Below are 19,118 nucleotides of genomic sequence, written 5' to 3' on the forward strand. Positions count from 1 at the left end.
CGAACGGCCCGGGACCCTCTGCCCCGGGTGCGGCCCGCGTCGCGTTCATCCCTCTCCGGACGGAGGCTTGCCATGTCCGGGTACCGGCTCCACCGGCTCGTCGTCCTGCTCGCGGCCCTCGCGATCCCCTTCCTCGCCGCGCTCGCGCTCGTGCCGTTCCGTACGGATCTCTCCACGGCGAACGCCGCCCTGGTGCTCGTGGTGGCGGTGGTGGCGGTCTCGGCCGTCGGCACGCGGGCGGTGGGGGTCCTGGCCGCGCTGTCGGCGGCCGTCTGGTTCGGTGTCCTCCTGACCTGGCCCTACGGGCACTTCGCGATCACCGACGCGCAGGACATCCGAACGGCGACCCTGCTCCTGATCGTGGGCCTGATCGTCTCGCAGCTCGCGGTGCGTGTACGCCGCCTCGAAGGCGCGGTGGTCACCGGCAGCTCCTACCTGTCCCGGCTGGCGGCGACCGGCCGCCTCGCCGAGGACGGCGGATCTCCCGAGGCCGTGGTCGAACACGTACGCCGGGACCTGATCGGCCTGCTGGACCTGCGTGGCTGCCGCTTCGCGTACGGGTCGCTCGTCGGGCGCCTGCCGCGGCTGGAGCACGACGGCGACCTGTGGCTCGGCCTGGAGCCGGGCGAGAGCGAAGCCGTCCATTGGCCGGATCGGTGGCCGGACGGCGAGACGGAGCTCCGTGCCGTCGGCGGCGGACACTACTACGGCCGCTTCCTCCTCGACCCGTTCCCGGGCCGCCGCCTGCCGTCCCCGCAGGCCCGGCTGGTGGCGGTCGCCCTCGCCGGCCAGGCGGGCGCGGCACTGGACACCTCCGGCCTGGCCCACCACGGTTGAACGCCCGAACGCCTCCCAGGTGGCGACCGCACCCCGCCGGTCCCGCCCTCAGGGCGCCGTGGGGGCGACGGTCGGTGGGTTGCCTCCCGTAGGCGTGTGCTCCGGTGCGAACGGCCCGGCCCGGTGGGTCATCAGGATCAGCATCGTCACGACGAAGACCAGACTGATGACGATCAGCGCCAGTCCGACCGGGTTCGCGGGGTTGTAGTAGTAGCGGTTCGTCCCCCACTTGCTCCGCTTGAAGACCGGCTCGTCATCACCCTGCGGCATGTCCGACCTCCCTGACGGGTCCGCCGGTCGAGGCGAGCGCGGTGTGGAGGAGGCAGCCCGCCGCCGCGCCGACCACGTACCAGAACAGGTCGGGTGCGTTGAAGGTGGAACCGAGGATCAGGCGGGCCACGGTGCTGTGCCGGGAGAGTTCCGCGGGTACGCCGGTCAGTTGGAGGAACTCGACGGCCCAACTGACGGCCAGCGCGGTCCCGGCCGCCCGCAGGGGCGTCAGCCGGGGCGCGACGAGCACGACAAGGGTCAGCAGCAGGACGGTGTACAGGGCGTCTCCCCCGTACTTCGCCGTGCTCCCCGTCCCGACGGCCCGCAGCCCCAGCCCCGCGCCCACGGTCACCACCGCGGCCGCGGCGGCCGTCAGCCGGATCCGTCGAAGGTCGAGGGCGGCGGCACGCTCACGGCGTCGGGGTATGTGATCCACGGGGTCATCATGCCGGAGTCAACCTGGCCGATCGGCAGGACGCCCGGCCAGGTCGCCCCTTCAGGATCTTGCCGGGTCCGCCCGAATCCGGACAACACACCTAGGCCGTCTCTTCCGGATCTTGCCGGGCCCGCGACGCCCGGCACCGCACCTCGCCGTGTTGTCGGGGCGCCCGAGTACGTCCAGTACACGGGCGCCCCTCCGCCTTGCGAGGCACGGCACCGGACGCCGCGGGCCTGACCGGCAAGATCCGAAAGAGACGGCCTAGCGCGTCGGGTAGTCCGTGTAGCCGCGGGCGTCGCCACCGAAGAAGGTGGTGGGGTCAGGGGTGTTGTACGGGCCTTCGGTGCGCAGGCGCTCGGGCAGGTCCGGGTTGGCCAGGAAGAGCGCCCCGAAGGCGAGGAGGTCGGCGACGCCGTCCTCGATCAGCGGGAGCGCGCGGTGGTCGGTGGGGCCCTCGGTCGCCGGGTTCAGCACGAACGGTCCGGAGAACTGCTTGCGCAGGGCGAGGGTGGTCTCCCGTGCCTCCGGGCCGGCCTCCAGGACATGGAGGTAGGCCAGGCCGAGTCCGTCGATCTCCTTGATCAGGGCCTCGTAGACGGGCTGCGGGTCGGGCTCGGAGATGTCGTTGTAGGTGTTGCCGGGCGAGACGCGCAGCGCGGTGCGCTCGGCGCCGATCGCGGCGGCCACCGCCTTGACCACCTCGACCGCGAAGCGGATCCGGTTCTCCGTGGGGCCGCCCCACTCGTCGGTGCGCAGGTTCGAGCCCGGGGCCAGGAACTGGTGGATCAGGTATCCGTTGGCCCCGTGCAGCTCCACGCCGTCGAAACCGGCCTCGATCGCGTTGCGGGCGGCCTGCGCGTAGTCGGCGACGGTCTGCCGCACCTCGGCCGCGGTCAGCTCGTGCGGGGTGACGAAGTCCTTCATGCCGTCGCCGGTGAAGAGCTGTCCCTGGGCGGCCACCGCCGACGGCGCCACGGGGACGAGGCCGTCGGGCAGCAGGCTCGGGTGGCCGATGCGGCCGGAGTGCATCAGCTGGGCGAAGATCCGGCCGCCCGCCGCGTGCACGGAGTCGGTGACCTCGCGCCAGGCGGCGACCTGCTCGGCGCTGTGCAGGCCGGGGGTGAAGGGGTAGCCCTGTCCGACGACGGAGGGCTGGATCCCCTCGCTGATGATCAGGCCGGCGGATGCGCGCTGGGTGTAGTACTCGGCGACGAGGCCGGTGGCGATGCCCCCCTGACCTGCGCGGCTGCGGGTCATCGGGGCCAGGGCGATCCGGTTGGGGAGGGTGGCGCCGGCGACGTGGACCGGTTCGAAGGCGGTGGTCATTGCTACCTCACAGGTTAATTGGTCGGCCAACGATTGGCTGCGAGATGCAGCGTACCCCATTACTTGGCCGACCAACATAAAGCGGGGACGGAAGGTAGAATCCCTCTCGGAGACATGCCCGGACCGACCAGGAGGAGCCCAGCCATGACCGCGGAATCCGTACAGGAGCCGCGCTCCGCCACGCAGTGCGCGGCGGTGCCGAGTGCGGTACTGGACGGGCCGGTGAGTCATGCGATCAGCCGGGTCGCCCGGCTCCACCGGATCACCGCGGGCCGGGCCCTGCGGAACCTGGGGCTGCACCCGGGGCAGGAGTTCCTGATGATGCACCTCTGGGACTGCGGGGCCGTGCGCCAGTCCGAGCTGATCAAGGCGGTCGGCCTCGACCCCTCCACGGTGACCAAGATGCTCCAGCGCCTGGAGCAGTCCGGCCACGTGCGGCGCCGCCCGGATCCCGCGGACCGGCGGGCCTCCCTGGTCGAGGCGACGGACGCCAGCCGTGAACTGCTCGTCGAGGTCCGCACGGCATGGGGTGAACTGGAACGTCAGACCCTCGACGGCCTGGACGCCACCGAGCGCGCCGAACTGACCCGCCTGCTGGGCAAGGTCGAAGCCACCTTGTGCACGGAGGTCGCCCGCGGCGGCGCCGCGGAGTGCGATGCCATCTACCGGGGCCCCGGCGCCTGCTAGGCCGGCCGGGCCACGAACCGCCGCGGCCCGGCCACTCGCCACGGAGGTCCCGCGATCTTGATTCACCTCACCACGGAACCGGTACGCCCCACACCCGCTGTGCACCCGAACAGGTTCCCGCGGCCGGTGGCGGATCGAGCGGCTTCCGTCCGCACGGTGGGCGATCTTGTCCGGTTTGGCAGAGAATCGCCATGAGGACGTCCTCACCCGATGTCGGCATGTGCGGATCGACGGTCCGAAGGTCGTGGGAAATGGCAGCGGCAACACTCCAGGGCGCGGAACGGACCGAAGCCGCCCCCAGCCCCGCCCCCGCGGATCCCGGGGCGCCGGTGGCGGACGCCTGGTCACCCACCCCGGAGGAACTCGCGTCCGTCCGGACCACCGTGGCGCGCCTGCGGGCGGCCTACCCGTCGGTCGACGCGGCCACCGTCGAGGCGACGGTGGCGGCCGCGTACGACTCGTTCCGGCAGGCCAAGGTCAGGAAGTACGTCCCGATCCTGGCCGAGCGCCGGTCCCGCGAGGCGCTCGCCGCCGCCGGCAGCACCGCGGACCCGGCGAGGGAGGGGCCGTGACCGCCGGGGGCCGGAGAAGGGGCGAGCGCTGATGTCCGACAAGAGGGCCGATCGCATCGCGGACTTCATCGAGCCGCTCCGGGTGCCACCGGGATCGAAGGTGCGTCTGGAACGGGACTTCGACCCCCGCTACAAGGCCGGGATGAAGAAGCGCGACGGCGCCGAGCTGCTGCGGACCGGGGTGGCGCTGCTCGCCGAGTACCAGGAGCGGCTGGCCGCCCAGGACACGTACGGCGTGGTGCTCGCCCTCCAGGCGCTCGACGCCGGGGGCAAGGACGGGACGATCCGCCACGTGATGAGCGGCGTCAATCCCCAGGGCGTGCGGGTCAGCAGCTTCAAGGTGCCCTCCTCCGAGGAACTCGACCACGACTACCTGTGGCGCTACGCCCGGCGGCTCCCCGCGCGCGGGGAGATCGCCATCTTCAACCGCTCGCACTACGAGGAGGTCCTCGTCGTACGGGTCCACCCCGAGGTCCTGCTCCGGCAGAAGCTGCCGGAACACGTGCTCCGTCCGGACATCTGGGACCGGCGCTACCGGGAGATCAACCGCTGGGAGCACTACCTCACGGACAACGGGTTCAAGGTGGTGAAGATCTTCCTGAACCTGTCCAAGGAGGAGCAGCGCACCCGCTTCCTCAAGCGGATCGACCTGCCGGAGAAGAACTGGAAGTTCTCCGCCGCCGACGTCCGGGAGCGGCGCCGGTGGGACGAGTACCAGCACGCGTTCTCCGAGATGTTGTCGGCCACGAGCACGAAATGGGCGCCGTGGTACGTGGTGCCGGCGGACCGGAAGTGGTTCGCGCGGATCTGCGCGGCGGCGATCCTCGCGCACACCCTGATGGACATCGATCCGCAGTTCCCCGATGTCGGCGAGGAGGCCCGCAAGGATCTCCTCGTCACAAAGCGGAGCCTGGAGCGGGAGGCGCCGGCCGGCGCCCCGGCCGATCCGTACGCCGCCCGGCGGGACAGGCCGAAGAAGAAGCGTGGCTAGCGCCCCTCGGACGGCGCGCGGCCGGCCCGGACGCGTCCGCGGCCCCGGATCGGAGGCACAACCATGACGGTGCGGTCGGATTCCGTGGCGCAGCAGCCCCCGCCCGCCGGGGACGGCTGGTACGCGCGCTCCCCCGAGGAGGTCGTGGCGGCGTTCGATGTCGATCCCGCGGTCGGCCTGTCCGCGGCGCGGGCGGCCGAACTCCTGGCGGCGAACGGCCCGAACGCACTGCCCGAGGAGCGACGGACGCCGGCCTGGCGCCGGTTCCTCGCCCAGTACCGCAGTTACATGCAGCTCGTGCTGGTGGCCGCGGCGATCGTCTCGCTGGTCATCCAGGAATGGACCACCGCGATCCTGCTGATCGCGCTGACGCTGCTGAACGCGATCGTGGGCCTGCGCCAGGAGGGCAAGGCCGAGAGCGCCATGAACGCGCTGAAGTCGATGATGAAGGCGACGGCGCGGGTGCGCAGGGACGGCAGGGAGGCCGAACTCCCCGCCGAACAGCTCGTCGACGGCGATGTCGTACTGATCTCCGCCGGGGACCAGGTGCCGGCGGACGGACGGCTCGTCGAGGCCAGCGCCCTGCAGATCGACGAATCGGCGCTGACCGGTGAGAGCGTTCCCGCGGCGAAGGAGACCGGTGCGCTGCCGGGCAGCCGGCTGTCGCCCGGCGACCAGGTCAACACGGCGTTCATGAACACGCCGGTGACCCACGGCAGCGGCGTCATGATCGTCACCGCGACCGGGGCGGCCACGGAGCTCGGCAAGATCTCCGGGATGCTGTCGTCCACCGAGAAGGAGGTCCCGCCGCTCACCAAGGAGCTCGACCGGCTGACCCTGTGGATCACGGGCGCGGCGGGCCTCACCATGATCGTGATGTTCGCCCTGGGCCGCCAGCGGGACCAGGCCTGGGACGTCCTGTTCGTCAGCGCCGTCTCGCTGGCCATCGCGGCCATCCCCGAGGCCCTGCCGACCGTGACCCAGGCGATCCTGTCGGTGGGCAGCCTGAACCTGGCGAAGCGCAGCGCCATCGTCAAGGAACTGCCGTCGGTGGAGACGCTGGCGTTCACCTCGGCGATCAACTCGGACAAGACCGGCACCCTGACAATGAACCAGATGACCGCCGTCGAGGTGCTGAGCCCCACCGACCGGTACAGCGTGTCGGGCACGGGCTACGGACTCGAAGGGAAGGTCCACCACGCCGCCGGGTCCGCCGCCGGGATCGAGGACGCGATCCTGCCCTATGTGGTGGCCAGCGACGCCAAGCTCGTGGACGGAGCTGTGGTGGGCGATCCCACCGAGGGGGCGCTGCTGGTGCTCGCGCACAAGGCCGGTCTGGACACCGACGCCACCCGGGACGCCCTCCCCCGGATCGCCACCTTGCCGTTCGACCCCGAGTACAAGCTGATGGCCACCTTCCACTCGGCGGTCGACGCCTCCGGACGGCAGGTCGTGCGCTGCTTCGTGAAGGGCGCGGCCCCCGCGGTGATGGCGCGGGCCACCACCGCGCTCGCGGCGGGCGAGAGCGTCCCGTGGGACGCCGGTCTGCTCCGCCGGGCCGAGGAGGAGAGCGAGCGGATGGGCGGCGAGGGGCGGCGGGTGATGGCCGCGGCCATGCGTGACCTGGATCCGGACGCGTTCGATCCGGACGGCGACCTGCTGGCGTACGTCGTCGAGCTGCGGATGACCAGCCTCGTCGGCATGGTCGATCCGCCCCGCGAGGAGGCCAAGGCCGCGGTGGCCGACGCGCAGGCCGCGCACATCCGGGTCCGTCTGGTGACCGGGGACGACGTCACCACCGGGGCGGCGATCGCCCGGCAGATCGGGATCCCCGGCGAGGCCGTTCTCGGCTCCGACTTCGCCGCCATGAGCGAGGAGGAGCAGCTCGCCCGCATCGAGGGGATCGGTGTGGTGGGGCGGGTCGCCCCGGAGCACAAGGTGCTGCTCGCGAACACGCTGAAGAAGAAGGGCGAGGTCGTGGCGATGACCGGGGACGGGGTCAACGACGCTCCCGCCATCAAGGCCGCCGACATCGGTATCGCCATGGGCAGCGGCACGGACGTGGCCAAGAACGCCGGACGCATGATCCTCTCCGACGACAACTTCGCCACCATCGTCTACGCCGTCGAGCAGGGTCGGACGATCTACGACAACCTCACCAAGTACATCCGGTTCGTGCTGCTCCTGCTGGTCACCTTCGTGTTGACGTTCCTCGGTGCCACGGTCTTCAACATCGCCGCCGGTGAGCCGTTCACCCCGCCGCAGGTGCTGTGGATCCACTTCGTCGTCAACGCGTCCTTCGGCTTCGCGCTCGGCTTCGACCGGGAGAGCGCCGGCCTCATGCGGCGCCGGCCGCGTCCGCGCGGGGAGTCGGTGCTCACCCGGCCCGTGCTGATCACGGTCGGGCTCGGCGGGCTGGCGGTCACCGTCCTGCTGCTCGGCCTGATCACGCTCGGCGAGAGGCACTTCGACGACATCGAGATCGGCCGTTCGATCGCGTTCACGGCGTTCTCCCTCTGTCTGATCGTGGCGGCGTTCGAATGCCGCAGCGAGACGGACTCCGTGCTGACCACGTCCACGTTCGACAGCAAGCAGATGAACTGGGTCGCCCTGGCCCAGTTGGTGCTCGCCGTGCTGGTGACCCAGATGGACGGCTTCCAGCGGGTCCTCGGGACGACCGACATCGACGCGCGGCAGTTCGGCTGGGCGCTGCTGGCCGCTGTCGCGCTGCTGCTCGTCTGGGAACTGGGCAAGCTCGTGGCCCGCCGGTCGAGGCCCGCGTGAGCAAGGCCGGCCCGTGACCACCCGGCAGGCCGGCCATGGAGTGCTCACCCGATTCCGGACGGTTCCCGGAATCCGAGCGGTGGCGTCCTACCGGCGCGAGTGGCTGCCCAAGGACCTGGTCGCGGGCGTCGTCCTGACCACGCTGCTGGTGCCGCAAGGCATGGCGTACGCGGAGTTGGCAGGGTTGCCGGCCATCACCGGCCTGTACACGACGATCCTCTGTCTGCTCGGGTACGCGGTGTTCGGGCCGTCCCGGATCCTGGTGCTGGGTCCGGACTCCTCGCTGGGTCCGATGATCGCCGCCACCGTGCTGCCGCTCGTGGCGGCCGACGGGGATCCCGACCGGGCCGTGGCACTGGCGTCGATGCTCGCGGTCATGGTGGCGGCCATCATGATCCTGGCATCGGTGGCGAGGCTCGGCTTCATCGCCGACCTGATCTCCAAGCCGACGATGATCGGCTACATGAACGGCCTGGCGTTGACCATCCTCATCGGTCAGCTCCCCAAGCTGCTCGGCTTCAAGGTCGAGGCGGACAACCTGATCGGCGAGTGCGCCGGCGTCGTGCGGAAGATCGCCGAGGGGGCGGTGGTACCGGCCGCCGCCGCCGTGGGCCTCGGCGGGATCGCCCTGATCCTGGTCCTGCAGCGCTTCCTGCCGAAGGTTCCGGCCGTGCTCGTGATGGTGGTCCTGGCGATCGCCGCGGTCGCCGTCTTCGACCTGGACGGGCACGGCGTCGGCCTGGTCGGGGTACTGCCCGAGGGCTTCCCGCCGTTCACGATCCCCGAGGTGCGGCTCTCCGATCTCGCGCCGCTGCTCGCCGGTGCGCTGGGCATCGCCCTGGTGTCGCTGGCGGACACGATCTCCAACGCCTCGGCCTTCGCCGCCCGTACCGGGCAGGAGGTGCGCGGGAACCAGGAGATGGCGGGTGTCGGTGCGGCCAACCTGGCGGCCGCCCTCTTCCAGGGCTTCCCGGTCAGCACCAGCGGGTCCCGGACGGCGGTGGCGGAGCGCGCGGGGGCCCGGAGCCAGCTGACGGGGGTGGTCGGAGCGGCACTCATCGTCCTGATGCTCGTGCTGGCTCCGGGCCTCTTCCGTGATCTCCCCCAACCGGCCCTCGCGGCCGTGGTCATCACCGCGTCGCTGTCCCTGGCCGACGTACCGGGAGTCGTACGGCTGTGGCGCCAACGTCGGGCGGAGTTCCTGCTCTGCTGCGCGGCCTTCGCCGGCGTGGCCCTGCTCGGCGTGCTGCCCGGCATCGCGATCGCGGTGGCCCTGTCCGTACTCAACGTCTTCCGGCGGGCCTGGTGGCCGTACAACACCGTGCTGGGGCGGGTCCGGGGTCTGGAGGGATACCACGACATCCGTTCCTACCCGAGTGCCGAGCACCTGCCCGGCCTGGTGATCTACCGGTTCGACGCCCCGCTCTTCTTCGCCAACGCCAAGACCTTCCGGGACGCGGTGCGGCGGCTGGCCCGCGCGGATCCGCGGCCGAGCTGGATCGTGGTCGCGGCGGAGCCCATGACCGATGTGGACACCACCGCCGCCGACATCCTGGAGGAGCTCGACGAGGTGCTCAACGCGGACGACGTGCACCTGGTGTTCGCCGAGCTCAAGGACCCGGTGCGACGCAAGATCGAGCGGTACGAGCTCACCCGGACCATCGACCCCCGGCACTTCTTCCCGACCGTGGAGGCCGCGGTCGCCGCCTTCCGGCTGAGCACCGGAGCGCGGTGGACCTCGCCCGGCGCCGAGGGGACGGCCGGTGCCCCTCCCGACGGCCCGAAGTGACGGCCCGAAGTGACGGCCCGCCGTCCGGATGGCACGACCAGCAGCGCCTTGGGACCATGTCCGTGGAGGACGCCATGAGCCATGACCCGCCCGTCCCTCCCGCGGAGGAGAAGCCGGCACGCGCACACCGCCGGTTGCCCCGTCTGACGCTCCCCGGCTGCTGGGGCGCGCTCCTGCTGGCCTGTCTGTCCTTCACCCCCTCACTGCTCCCGCGCGGCGGCGTGCTCCAGGGAGTGGTCTGCGGCATCAGCGCCGCCATCGGCTACGGGCTGGGCGTGGTCGCGGCCGTCGTGTGGCGCGCCTTCGCCGACCGGGACGCGCGCGTCCCCTCCCGACGGTCGTGGCTCGTCCTGATCGTCTGCGCGGTGGTGCTCCTCGGAGTCGCGTTCGGGCTGGGCCAGTACTGGCAGCACGAGATCCGCCGACTCATGGGGGTCACCGAGTACAACGTCCTCACCACCGTCGCCTGCCCCTTCGTCGCCGCCCTCGTCTTCCTGCTGCTGCTCTTCGCCGGACGGGGGCTTCGGGCCCTGTACCACCGGGCCGCCGATCTGCTCGGGCGCTGGATCGGCCGCCGGGCGGCGCGGGTGGTCGGCTGGGTCCTGGTGGTGGGCCTGGCGTGGGCCGCGTTCTCCGGACTGCTGCTGAGCGGCTTCGTGAACGCCACCAACGAGGCCTTCTCGCTGCGTGACACGGAGACACCCGAAGGCGTGCACCAGCCCACATCGGCCCTGCGCTCGGGCGGGCCCGGCTCGCTGGTGCCGTGGGACTCACTGGGCAGGGAGGGCCGGGCCTTCGCCGGCACCGGACCGACGGCGAAGGAGATCGGCGCGTTCACGCACCGCACGGCGCAGGAGCCCGTCCGCGCCTACGCCGGTCTGGCGACCTCCGACGACACGGAGACCCGGGCCGCCCGGGCCGTCGCGGACCTCGAACGGGCGGGCGGTTTCCAGCGCGAGAACCTGCTCGTGATGACCACCACGGGCAGCGGCTGGATCGACCCCGCCGCCGTGGACTCGTTCGAGTACCTGGGCAACGGCGACGCGGCCACCGTGGCGATCCAGTACTCGTACCTGCCGTCGTGGATGTCGTACCTGGTGGACCAGTCCAAGGCGCGCGAGGCCGGTCGGGACCTCTTCGACGCCGTCTACGACAAGTGGTCCAAGCTTCCGCAGGACACGCGCCCACGGCTGTTCGTGGCGGGCGAGAGCCTGGGGTCGTTCGGTGGTGAGACGGCCTTCAGCGGGGAGGCCGACCTGCGCAACCGCACCGCCGGCACGGTGTTCGCCGGTCCGCCCAACTTCAACACGCTCTTCCGCGAGTTCAGCGACCACCGGGACGCGGGCAGCCCCGAGATCGAACCCGTCTACCGGGACGGGCGGACCGTCCGGTTCACCGACGAGCCGACCGGCGGGATCCCTCCGGCGGACCGGCCGTGGGACGGCCCGAGGGTGCTCTACCTGATGCACCCGTCCGACCCGATCGTCTGGTGGAGCCCCAGGCTGGCCCTCACCGAGCCCGACTGGATCGGGGAGCGGCCCGGCTCGGACGTGCTCGAAGCCATGGTCTGGATCCCGTTCGTGACCTTCTGGCAGGTCACCGCCGACCTGCCGTTCTCGACCGGCGTGCCGGACGGCCACGGCCACACGTACAAGGCCGCGTACGTCGACGCGTGGAACGACATCATGCGACCCGAGGGATTCACCGCCCAGGACCTGAACCAGCTCAAGGACATCGTCTCGCCGCGGAACTGAGCCACCCCACCGCCGGGTCAGCGCAGCAGGTACCCGACGAGATAGCCGAAGGCGTTGACCGCCCAGTGCAGGCCCATCGGAGCCAGCAGGCTGCCGCTGCGGCGGCGCAGCTCGCAGAACAGGACGCCCGCGGCCGCCGTGAACAGCACGGCACCCAGCACCGCGAGGACGGCCCCGAGCCCGGAGTCGCCGACGACCGTGTTGACGGCCGGTTTCGCGGTCGCCAGGTGCAGAGACGGCAGCACGTGCCACAGCCCGAACAGCACGCTCGACACCGCGGTCGCCCAGGCCGCCCCCCGGACGCGGTCCACCAGGCCGTACAACACACCGCGGAAGGCGACCTCCTCCACCAGGACCGTGCCGACGGGGACCAGCACGAAGGCGCGCAGCAGCACCTCGCCGCCGTCCATCGCCGCGTACCGCCGGTCCTCGAACAGTGCCCTGGTGGCCGGCAGCAGGGCCCCGACCAGGTAGACGACGCCGACCAGGCCGATCAGGGCGAGCGCCCAGCGGGCACCGCGGGCCAGCGTGCCCGGAGCCAGGCCCGCGTCCGCGAGGGTGCCGCCGGCCCAGCGCAGGACGGCCAGCAGCAGGACGCTGACCACCACGGCCGCCGCCAGGCCCCACAGACCCGTCAGGCGGTGCAGGGTCAGGTTGGCGACGACGAGGACGGCCACCGTCACCCCCACGGCCGGCCAGGTACCGATGCCTCGCGGGCGTCGGCGGGGCCGCCACCCGGCGTCGTCGTCGGCGGTGCTGCGGGGCACGGGAACCCACCTCCGTCGTCACGACAGGTCAGTCGGCCTCATCTTGCCCCCTCGTGCGTCGGCGACAGGGCGACGTCGCCGCCGACCGGTTCCGCAACGCATCGCGACCGCACACAGCAATCGTCCGCCCGTTCACTGGTCACGCGCGACTCTCCCGGGCCCGCCGGCAACAGGAGGCACAGCGGATCCGCCCTCCGCTTGGCCTGTTCCCATAGGTTCCGAGGGCCCCGCTCGGCACCTGCCGGACGCCTCCCGCTCTGTCGGTCCGGACCGCCTGCAGGCCTCAACTCCCTTGCCGACCAGGAAGGTTGCATTCCGGTGGGATCGACTGGAGTATCGGCCAGGGAGCACTGCAGGAACCCGGATCGGTTCTTGTAGATCTCTACGAAGTGTGGGTTTCGGCCGGCGGACGTTTTCATGTCTTCCGTCCCTGCCCGACTTCGCTCGATTGCCTGTGTACTCCTTCACACACGACGCGAAGAAACAGGGGGAGCGGGCTCGCCGTGCCTCCTGACATCGTGCCGAACGAAGGAGTGAGCCTTGACCGAGACGTTATCCGGGCCGACGCGGACGTCAGCCGGCCGCCTGCTCGACATCGCCTGGCCCGACCTGGGCATCACCGTCACCGCGGAGCTCGACGGCCGTAACCCCGAGCTCGCCGACGCACTGTGGGAGTCGCTGCCCTACCGAAGCCTCCAGGGACACGCCCTGGTGGCCGGAGCCCACCTCTACCACGTGGCCCCCATACCATCGCTGCTCCACCTGCCCGCGTCCACCCGGATCCCCGACCGGCGCGAGGCACCCGACGGGACGGTGTTCTGCTCCGCCCTCCAACACCTCGGCATCAAGTACGGCCCCCTCACCGAACCGATGCCCGCCTCCCCGGTCGGCCGGATCCGTCCCGAGGACATGCCCGCCCTCCTCGAAGCCGGCCGGGCGACCTGGGACGCCGTCCACTCTACGAAGAAGGAGATCCTGGTCGAGGTGAGGGCGGCAGGCACCGCGGGCGGCCACAGCATCCCCCGTCTGCACGCCGCCCAGCCCGACGCGAAGAGTCTGATCCACGACCTCCACACCGAGACCGAACGGATCTGGCTGGAAGCGCCGCCCGAACTCGCCGACATGCACCGGGGCTGGATCCCCTCCGGTGCCGGCACCTTCGACACCGTCCTGCCCACCCTCCTCTTCGTGAACGGCGAGACCCGCCCCCTGGGGTACGCCACCTACGGCGGCCTCGTCCGCGCGGCCGTCGCCGACATGCCCATCGAGTCCCTGCGCCAGATGACGCGCCTCCTCGTCGGCATCCCCGCCGAGTTCCTCGGCTACTGCGGCCTGGACAAACTCTGGAGCTACACCCAGCGCTTCCTCGCCTGCCTCGACCACCTCGATCGCGAGGACTTCCTCGCCGTCACCGGCCAGATGGCCCTCTACATCAACTGCCTCGGCGGCTGGAACCTCCACCTGTACCCCTGGAACACCGCGGACCACCTGCGCCGGCACGGCCCCGCCCACGCGGGACAGCCCGCATGAGCGCACACCCCACCCGCACCGACACCCTCGTCATCGGTGGAGGAGTGATCGGCACGTCGATCGCCTGCCACCTCGCCGAGGCCGGTGTGGGCACCGTTCTGCTGGAGCGCGGCACGCTCGGATCGGGATCGTCCGCGGCCACCGCGGGGGTGGTCCGTACCTACTTTCCCGGCAGCCCCCTCACCGGCAGCCTCGCCGTCCGGAGCCTGGAGGCGTACCACTCCTTCGCCGAACGGACGGGAATACCCGTCGGCCTCGAGCGGGTCGGGTTCCTGGTGCTGTTCACCGAGGAGCGGCAGCTGGCCGACTTCCGGCGCGAGCACGCCGCCCAGCGCGCCGCGGGGGTGCAGGTCGAGCTGGTGAGCGCCGCCGAGGCGGCGCGGCTCAACCCGCTGCTGGACGAGCGTTCCGTCCTGGCCGCGGCCTGGTCGCCGGAGGCCTACGCCTGCGATCCGGCCGCGATCGTGCGCGGCTACGCCGCAGCCGCCCAGGAGGCGGGCGCGGTCCTGCTCACCGATTCACCGGTCACCGGGATCGACCCGGACGGGCGCGTACGCACTCCCGCGGGCAGCATCCTCGCCACCAGCGTGGTCTGCGCGGCCGGCCCGTGGTCGGCGGCGGTGGCCGCCCTGGGCGACGTACCCCTTCCGGTGAGCGCGGATCCGATCGAGCTGCTCCTCACCGACCCGCCCGACAACCCGCCCGTCACCCTCCCGATGACCCTGCACGCCACCAGCGGTCTGCGGATCCGGGCCTGGCGGGACCGCGTCCTCGTCGGGATGGGCCGGCCGGGCCCGGACGAGTCGAGGCAGGCCTGGCTCGGCCGGCTGTCCCACCTGCTCGGCACCGTCTACCCGGCCCTCGACGGCGTCCGCGTCCGTCGTGGGTGGAGCGGAGCGCTGGAGGCCAGCCCGGACGGAGGCGCCCTCATCGGGCGGCATCCCTCCCGGCCCTTCTTCTACGCGGCGGGGTTCTCCGGCCAAGGGCTGTGCCAGGCACCCGCCGCCGGGGAGATCGTCCGCGATCTCCTGGCGGGCAAGCAGCCCTGGACGGACCCGGCCGGGCTGTCCGCCGACCGCTTCCCCACGGTCGCCGCGTCACTCACGTAGTCATTCCCGAACTCCCTCGCACGCACGGCCGGTGATGCGGTTGCTCTCGCCGCATCACCGGCCGTCCTGCGGCACCGGTCCGCTCGGGGCCGGCGCCGCACGACAGAGAAGGAAATCGTCATGATCGTCTTGGGTTGCAACGGTTTCAGCCGCGTCTCGGAGGTCTTCGCCGAGCACTTCGGTTCCGTCGGCGCCGAGAAGCACTACCTCCTCGGCCACGACGCCGGCGCATCGCTGCTGGTGGACGGCGAGCTGGTCGCCGCCGTGGAGGAGGAGCGGCTCAACCGGGAGAAGAAGACCACCGACTTCCCGTTCCACTCGGTGGCGTGGTGCCTCGAACAGGCGGGGCTGCGGTTCACGGACATCGATCTGATCGCCGTCCCTTGGAACTTCTCCCCCGAGGTCTTCGACGAGATGCTGGCCGGCATCACGTCCGCGCCGATGGCACCCGCGGCGAAGCTCGACCTCGTCAGTGGCATAGGCACGCTGTTCACCGAGGTCGTCAGCCACGAAGCGATCCTCGCCGACTTCGCCGAACGCACCGGTTTCACGCCGGACCCCGACCAGGTCGTGTTCGTACCGCACCACCTCGCCCATGCGATGACCGGCTACTACCTGGCGGGAATGAAGGACGCGGCGTTCCTCGTCAGCGACGGCCGCGCGGAGGTCTTCTCGTCGGTGACCGGCGAAATCCGCGACGGCCGGATCCGCGTCTTCGACGAGTCGGCCGTGGGCGCCCACCATTCGATCGGCCTGCTGTTCGCCGCGATCACCCGGTACCTGGGCTTCGTACCCAACAACGACGAGTACAAGGTCATGGGCCTGTCCGGCTTCGCCCGGCCGCCGGCGCCGAACCCGTTCCTGGAACACCTCGTCGAACTGCGGGAGGACGGGCGGTACACCTTCAGCAGGCCCCTGGAGACGGACGACCCCCGCGGTCTCGACCCGCTCTTCGAGCAGTACTTCGGTCCCGCGCAGGACACCCTCGCCTACCGGGCACGGGTGGCCGCGGCGGCGCAGCAGATGCTGACCGTCGTCACGAACCACCAGCTGCGCGCACTCGAGGCCAGGACCGATCTGAACCGTCTGCTCTTCGAAGGCGGTGTGGCGCTGAACTGCCTGAACAACACCCCGCTGTTCGAGGGGTCGCGGTTCGACGACATGGACGTGAGCTTCGGCGCGAGCGATACCGGTATCGTCATCGGCGCCGCCGTCCACGCGTGGCTCGGCCACCTCGAACACGCCGACCGGGAGCGGCCCGCGCCGGCGCCGGTCACTCCGTACCTCGGACCGGAATACGACGACGAGGCGATCGGGCGGGCCCTTCAGGAGTTCGCCGGTCGGGTGGCATGGACCCGGCTGAGCGACGACGAGGTCGTCGACCAGGTCGCGAAGCTGCTCACCGAGAAGGTGGTCATCGGCTGGTACGAGGGCCGCATCGAGCACGGCCCCCGGGCCCTGGGACACCGCAGTATCCTGGCGAACCCGAACTTCCCGGACATCAAGGACGTCATCAACACCCGGGTCAAGCACCGCGAGCCGTTCCGCCCGTTCGCACCGATCGTGCTCGAACGGGACGCCCCGAAGGTCTTCGAGATGGGCCGCAAGACCCGCTCGCCGTACATGACGTTCGTCTTCCCGGTGCGACCGGAATTCCGTGACGTGATTCCGGGAGCGACCCATGTGGACGGTACGTCCCGGGTCCAGACGATCACCGATCGGGACACCCCGCGGCTGGCGGCCCTGCTCCGCCGGTTCACCGCGCTGACCGATGTCCCCTGCCTGCTCAACACCTCGTTCAACGTGGCCGGCGAGCCGATCGTCTGCACGCCCACCGACGCGCTGGACTGCTTCCTCGGTACGGAGATCGACTACCTCGTACTCGGCAACCACCTGGTCACGAAGGCCGCCGTCCGCACCCCGGGGCGACCGGCGTGAACGCCGCACCCACGACTCTCCTGCTGATGCGGCACGGTGAGACCGCTCTGACGCCGGAGCGGCGGTTCTCCGGCAGTGGCGGCGCCGACCCGTCGCTGTCGGCGGTCGGACGCCGGCAGGCGGATGCGGCCGCGGCGATGTTCGCGGCGCGCGGGGCGGTGGGTGTGGTCGTGTCCTCACCGCTGCGGCGCTGCCGGGAGACCGCCGGGGCGGTGGCCGAACGGCTGGGCCTCGGCGTACGGATCGACGAGGAACTGCGTGAGGCGGATTTCGGGGCCTGGGAGGGGCTGACGTACGCCGAGGTGGAGCAGCGCCGTCCGCGGGAGCTGGCGGCGTGGCTGCACTCACCGGCGGCCGCGCCGTCGGGCGGTGAGCCCTTCACGGAAGTGGCGCGGCGGGTGGCGCTGGCCCGGGACGAGCTGCTGGTCCGGTACGCGGGGAGGACCGTGCTGGTCGTTTCGCACGTGACGCCGGTCCGGCAGCTGATCCGGATGGCGCTCGGCGCGCCGCCGCAGTCGTTGTTCCGCATGGAGACGGCGGCGGCCTCGGTGTCGGCGGTCGCGTACGGCGCGGACGGCGTCGCGTCCGTGCGGTACGTCAACGACACCGCGCACCTGCGCTGACCGTCGGCCCGGGCGGCGGACCACCCTGCCGAAGGCGCCGGGTGGTCCGCCGCCCGGGCCGAGAGTGTTGTGGCCCGCCCGCTCAGGAGGCCGCGAAGTGGTCGCGTACGGAGCCGGTCTGGTTTTCCATCATGGCGATGACCGCCTGTACGACGTCGGGGTCGGCGTCGTCGGCGATCCCGAGCACCCGCGACCACTCGAAGTAGCTGCGGCTCGGGTCGTCGGTGATCGGCCGGACGCGGATCGTGGCGTCGTAGCTGGTGATGCCCATCGTCGGCGCGACGGCCCGGTAGGTGGAGGACCGGTCCACCTCGTTGCGGCCGGCGATCTCCTGCTGGACGAGGCCGTCGTTGAAGACGAGGGTGAAGTCGTACCGCGACGGCACGATGTCGGGCGTGCCACCCTCGGCCCAGCCCACGTCCTTCACCGCGGGACCGGACACGATCTTGACGACGTTCATGGGGTTCCGGACCTCGGCCCAGACGGTGTCCGGATCGGCGTCGAGGATCGTCGAGTGGTGCATGGTGTGCTTCCGCTGGATCGCCACGAGAACTCCTTGCAAGAGCGGGAAAAGGTCCTTTTTGAGCCGTTTGCGCTGCACTTGAGGAAGGATGTGACCACCGGTGACGACCGGGCGGCGGATGACGCTGTCGATCCGGCGCCCGGCTCCCGGGGTGTTCACTGCTGTTCGTGGACGTTCACCTGGCGTTGCGGTGCCGGAAAGGTCCGGCGTCCACAGTGATCCATGTCGGAGCGGTGGACCGCTGCCTCAGTAGTCGATGCGGTCGGTCTTGGCCACCCACGCGTCGAACGGAGCCGTACGGTTCGGCAGGTCCAGCTGCTCGATCGCCAGCGGCCACTTCGACGCGGGCTGCTTCTCGAACAGGTCGTAGAACTTGCGGTCGTCGAAACCGGCCACCGCGGCGTCGTCCCGGTCGGCGGCGAAGACGATCCGGTCGACGCGCGCCCACAGCGCCGAGGAGAGGCACATCGGACAGGGTTCGCACGAGGTCACCAGGACGCAGCCTTCGAGCGAGAAGGTGTCGAGCTCCTTGCAGGCGGCCCGCATCGCGCTCACCTCTGCGTGGGCGGTCGGATCCAGGGTGGAGGTGACCCGATTGTTCCCGAGCGCGACGATCTCGCCGTCTTTGGCGACCAGGGCGCCGAACGGCCCGCCGCCGTTGGCCACGCTGTTCGTGGCCAGTGCGATCGCCTCGTCCAGCCAGGTGCGCTTGAGGTCCTGGATGTTCACTTCTTGGGTGTGCGCAGTCACGGTCACTCCTTAGGAGACGGTGGGGGACATCCCTGGCGTTCTGCCCGTAACGGGACACCAGGGGCGGCAGGTGGGTCTCGCGGGTGCCGTTTCGAGGCCGGCGTCCGGGGATCGACGTGCGATCGGCGGTACCCGCGGGAGGTCGCTACGGCTGATCGCCGGCGATGTGCTCCGGTGCGGCCGGGGTGCGGGTCAGGTCCGCCCCCGGCGCATGGCGGACGGCGAGTTCCGCGGTGACGGTGGCGCCCGGATCGAGCCAGGCCATGGCGAGCAACCTGCCGGCTATCGTCTCGCTCAAGGCTCTCTCCCCCGCTTCATTGCATCGTGTGTGAGGAGTACACAGGCAACCGAGCGCAATCAGGCAGGGACGGAAGACATGAAATCGTCCGCCGGCTGAAACCTACTCTTCGTACAGATCTACAAAAACCC

The 19,118-nt window shown here is 71.1% G+C and carries 17 protein-coding genes and 1 pseudogene; 11 read left to right on the top strand and 7 right to left on the bottom strand.

Annotated features, from left to right (window positions below; all coding sequences use genetic code 11):
* Positions 1 to 72: 72 nt before the first annotated feature.
* Positions 73 to 837: a DUF4118 domain-containing protein gene (locus BCL76_RS14160; protein ID WP_109779826.1), complete on the top strand. Its 765-nt coding sequence runs from the start codon at positions 73 to 75 to the stop codon at positions 835 to 837.
* 48 nt (positions 838 to 885) lie between these two features.
* Here the strand turns inward: BCL76_RS14160 and BCL76_RS14165 are convergent, their stop codons facing one another.
* From BCL76_RS14165 to BCL76_RS14175, 3 genes are all read right to left on the bottom strand, one after another.
* On the bottom strand, positions 886 to 1,107 hold the full coding sequence (locus BCL76_RS14165; RefSeq protein WP_109779827.1) for a hypothetical protein: 222 nt from the start codon (positions 1,105 to 1,107) through the stop codon (positions 886 to 888).
* Complete coding sequence (locus BCL76_RS14170) at positions 1,094 to 1,534, bottom strand: ribosomal maturation YjgA family protein (RefSeq protein ID WP_109779944.1); 441 nt, start codon at positions 1,532 to 1,534, stop codon at positions 1,094 to 1,096. The genes BCL76_RS14165 and BCL76_RS14170 overlap by 14 nt, the downstream gene beginning before the upstream one ends.
* A 273-nt stretch (positions 1,535 to 1,807) precedes the next feature.
* Positions 1,808 to 2,872 (bottom strand): alkene reductase, encoded by a 1,065-nt coding sequence (locus BCL76_RS14175; protein WP_109779828.1) that lies wholly within the window; start codon positions 2,870 to 2,872, stop codon positions 1,808 to 1,810.
* Positions 2,873 to 3,016: 144 nt separating this feature from the next.
* Here BCL76_RS14175 and BCL76_RS14180 point away from each other — a divergent pair, with 144 nt between their 5' ends.
* From BCL76_RS14180 to BCL76_RS14205, 6 genes are all read left to right on the top strand, one after another.
* Positions 3,017 to 3,559, top strand: a complete 543-nt coding sequence (locus BCL76_RS14180; protein WP_109779829.1) for a MarR family winged helix-turn-helix transcriptional regulator — start codon at positions 3,017 to 3,019, stop codon at positions 3,557 to 3,559.
* A gap of 251 nt (positions 3,560 to 3,810) precedes the next feature.
* Positions 3,811 to 4,131: a three-helix bundle dimerization domain-containing protein gene (locus tag BCL76_RS14185; protein WP_146228377.1), complete on the top strand. Its 321-nt coding sequence runs from the start codon at positions 3,811 to 3,813 to the stop codon at positions 4,129 to 4,131.
* Between the two features lie 31 nt (positions 4,132 to 4,162).
* Entirely contained in the window at positions 4,163 to 5,122 is a 960-nt protein-coding gene (locus tag BCL76_RS14190) for a polyphosphate kinase 2 family protein (protein WP_109779831.1), read from the top strand.
* A 63-nt stretch (positions 5,123 to 5,185) separates the two neighbouring features.
* Positions 5,186 to 7,906 carry a cation-translocating P-type ATPase gene (locus BCL76_RS14195; protein WP_109779832.1) on the top strand — a complete coding sequence of 907 codons (2,721 nt, stop codon included), beginning with the start codon at positions 5,186 to 5,188 and terminating at the stop codon, positions 7,904 to 7,906.
* Positions 7,907 to 7,946: 40 nt separating this feature from the next.
* A complete protein-coding gene (locus tag BCL76_RS14200; RefSeq protein ID WP_375137917.1) occupies positions 7,947 to 9,695 on the top strand; it encodes a SulP family inorganic anion transporter in 1,749 nt (582 codons plus the stop codon).
* A gap of 74 nt (positions 9,696 to 9,769) precedes the next feature.
* Positions 9,770 to 11,449: an alpha/beta hydrolase gene (locus BCL76_RS14205; RefSeq protein WP_109779945.1), complete on the top strand. Its 1,680-nt coding sequence runs from the start codon at positions 9,770 to 9,772 to the stop codon at positions 11,447 to 11,449.
* 17 nt (positions 11,450 to 11,466) lie between these two features.
* Here BCL76_RS14205 and BCL76_RS14210 read toward each other — a convergent pair whose 3' ends face one another.
* On the bottom strand, positions 11,467 to 12,216 hold the full coding sequence (locus tag BCL76_RS14210) for a CPBP family intramembrane glutamic endopeptidase (RefSeq protein ID WP_258309643.1): 750 nt from the start codon (positions 12,214 to 12,216) through the stop codon (positions 11,467 to 11,469).
* Positions 12,217 to 12,756: 540 nt separating this feature from the next.
* Here BCL76_RS14210 and BCL76_RS14215 point away from each other — a divergent pair.
* The 4 genes and pseudogenes from BCL76_RS14215 to BCL76_RS14230 all read left to right on the top strand — a co-directional run.
* On the top strand, positions 12,757 to 13,746 hold the full coding sequence (locus tag BCL76_RS14215) for a hypothetical protein (RefSeq protein WP_109779834.1): 990 nt from the start codon (positions 12,757 to 12,759) through the stop codon (positions 13,744 to 13,746).
* Complete coding sequence (locus tag BCL76_RS14220; RefSeq protein ID WP_109779835.1) at positions 13,743 to 14,855, top strand: NAD(P)/FAD-dependent oxidoreductase; 1,113 nt, start codon at positions 13,743 to 13,745, stop codon at positions 14,853 to 14,855. The genes BCL76_RS14215 and BCL76_RS14220 overlap by 4 nt, the downstream gene beginning before the upstream one ends.
* Positions 14,856 to 14,975: 120 nt before the next feature.
* Complete coding sequence (locus tag BCL76_RS14225) at positions 14,976 to 16,793, top strand: carbamoyltransferase family protein (RefSeq protein WP_109779836.1); 1,818 nt, start codon at positions 14,976 to 14,978, stop codon at positions 16,791 to 16,793.
* Positions 16,794 to 16,798: 5 nt separating this feature from the next.
* Positions 16,799 to 17,416, top strand: a pseudogene (locus tag BCL76_RS14230) (histidine phosphatase family protein); the annotation flags it as partial.
* Positions 17,417 to 17,498: 82 nt separating this feature from the next.
* Here BCL76_RS14230 and BCL76_RS14235 read toward each other — a convergent pair.
* The 3 genes from BCL76_RS14235 to BCL76_RS38950 all read right to left on the bottom strand — a co-directional run bounded on the left by BCL76_RS14235 (position 17,499) and on the right by BCL76_RS38950 (position 18,987).
* Positions 17,499 to 17,963: an SRPBCC family protein gene (locus tag BCL76_RS14235; protein ID WP_109779837.1), complete on the bottom strand. Its 465-nt coding sequence runs from the start codon at positions 17,961 to 17,963 to the stop codon at positions 17,499 to 17,501.
* 222 nt (positions 17,964 to 18,185) lie between these two features.
* Positions 18,186 to 18,695 (bottom strand): nucleoside deaminase, encoded by a 510-nt coding sequence (locus tag BCL76_RS14240; protein ID WP_181382546.1) that lies wholly within the window; start codon positions 18,693 to 18,695, stop codon positions 18,186 to 18,188.
* 139 nt (positions 18,696 to 18,834) lie between these two features.
* Complete coding sequence (locus BCL76_RS38950) at positions 18,835 to 18,987, bottom strand: hypothetical protein (protein ID WP_181382547.1); 153 nt, start codon at positions 18,985 to 18,987, stop codon at positions 18,835 to 18,837.
* Positions 18,988 to 19,118: the final 131 nt, after the last annotated feature.

It is taken from the genome of Streptomyces sp. CG 926 (assembly GCF_003148825.1).
GTDB lineage: Bacteria > Actinomycetota > Actinomycetes > Streptomycetales > Streptomycetaceae > Streptomyces.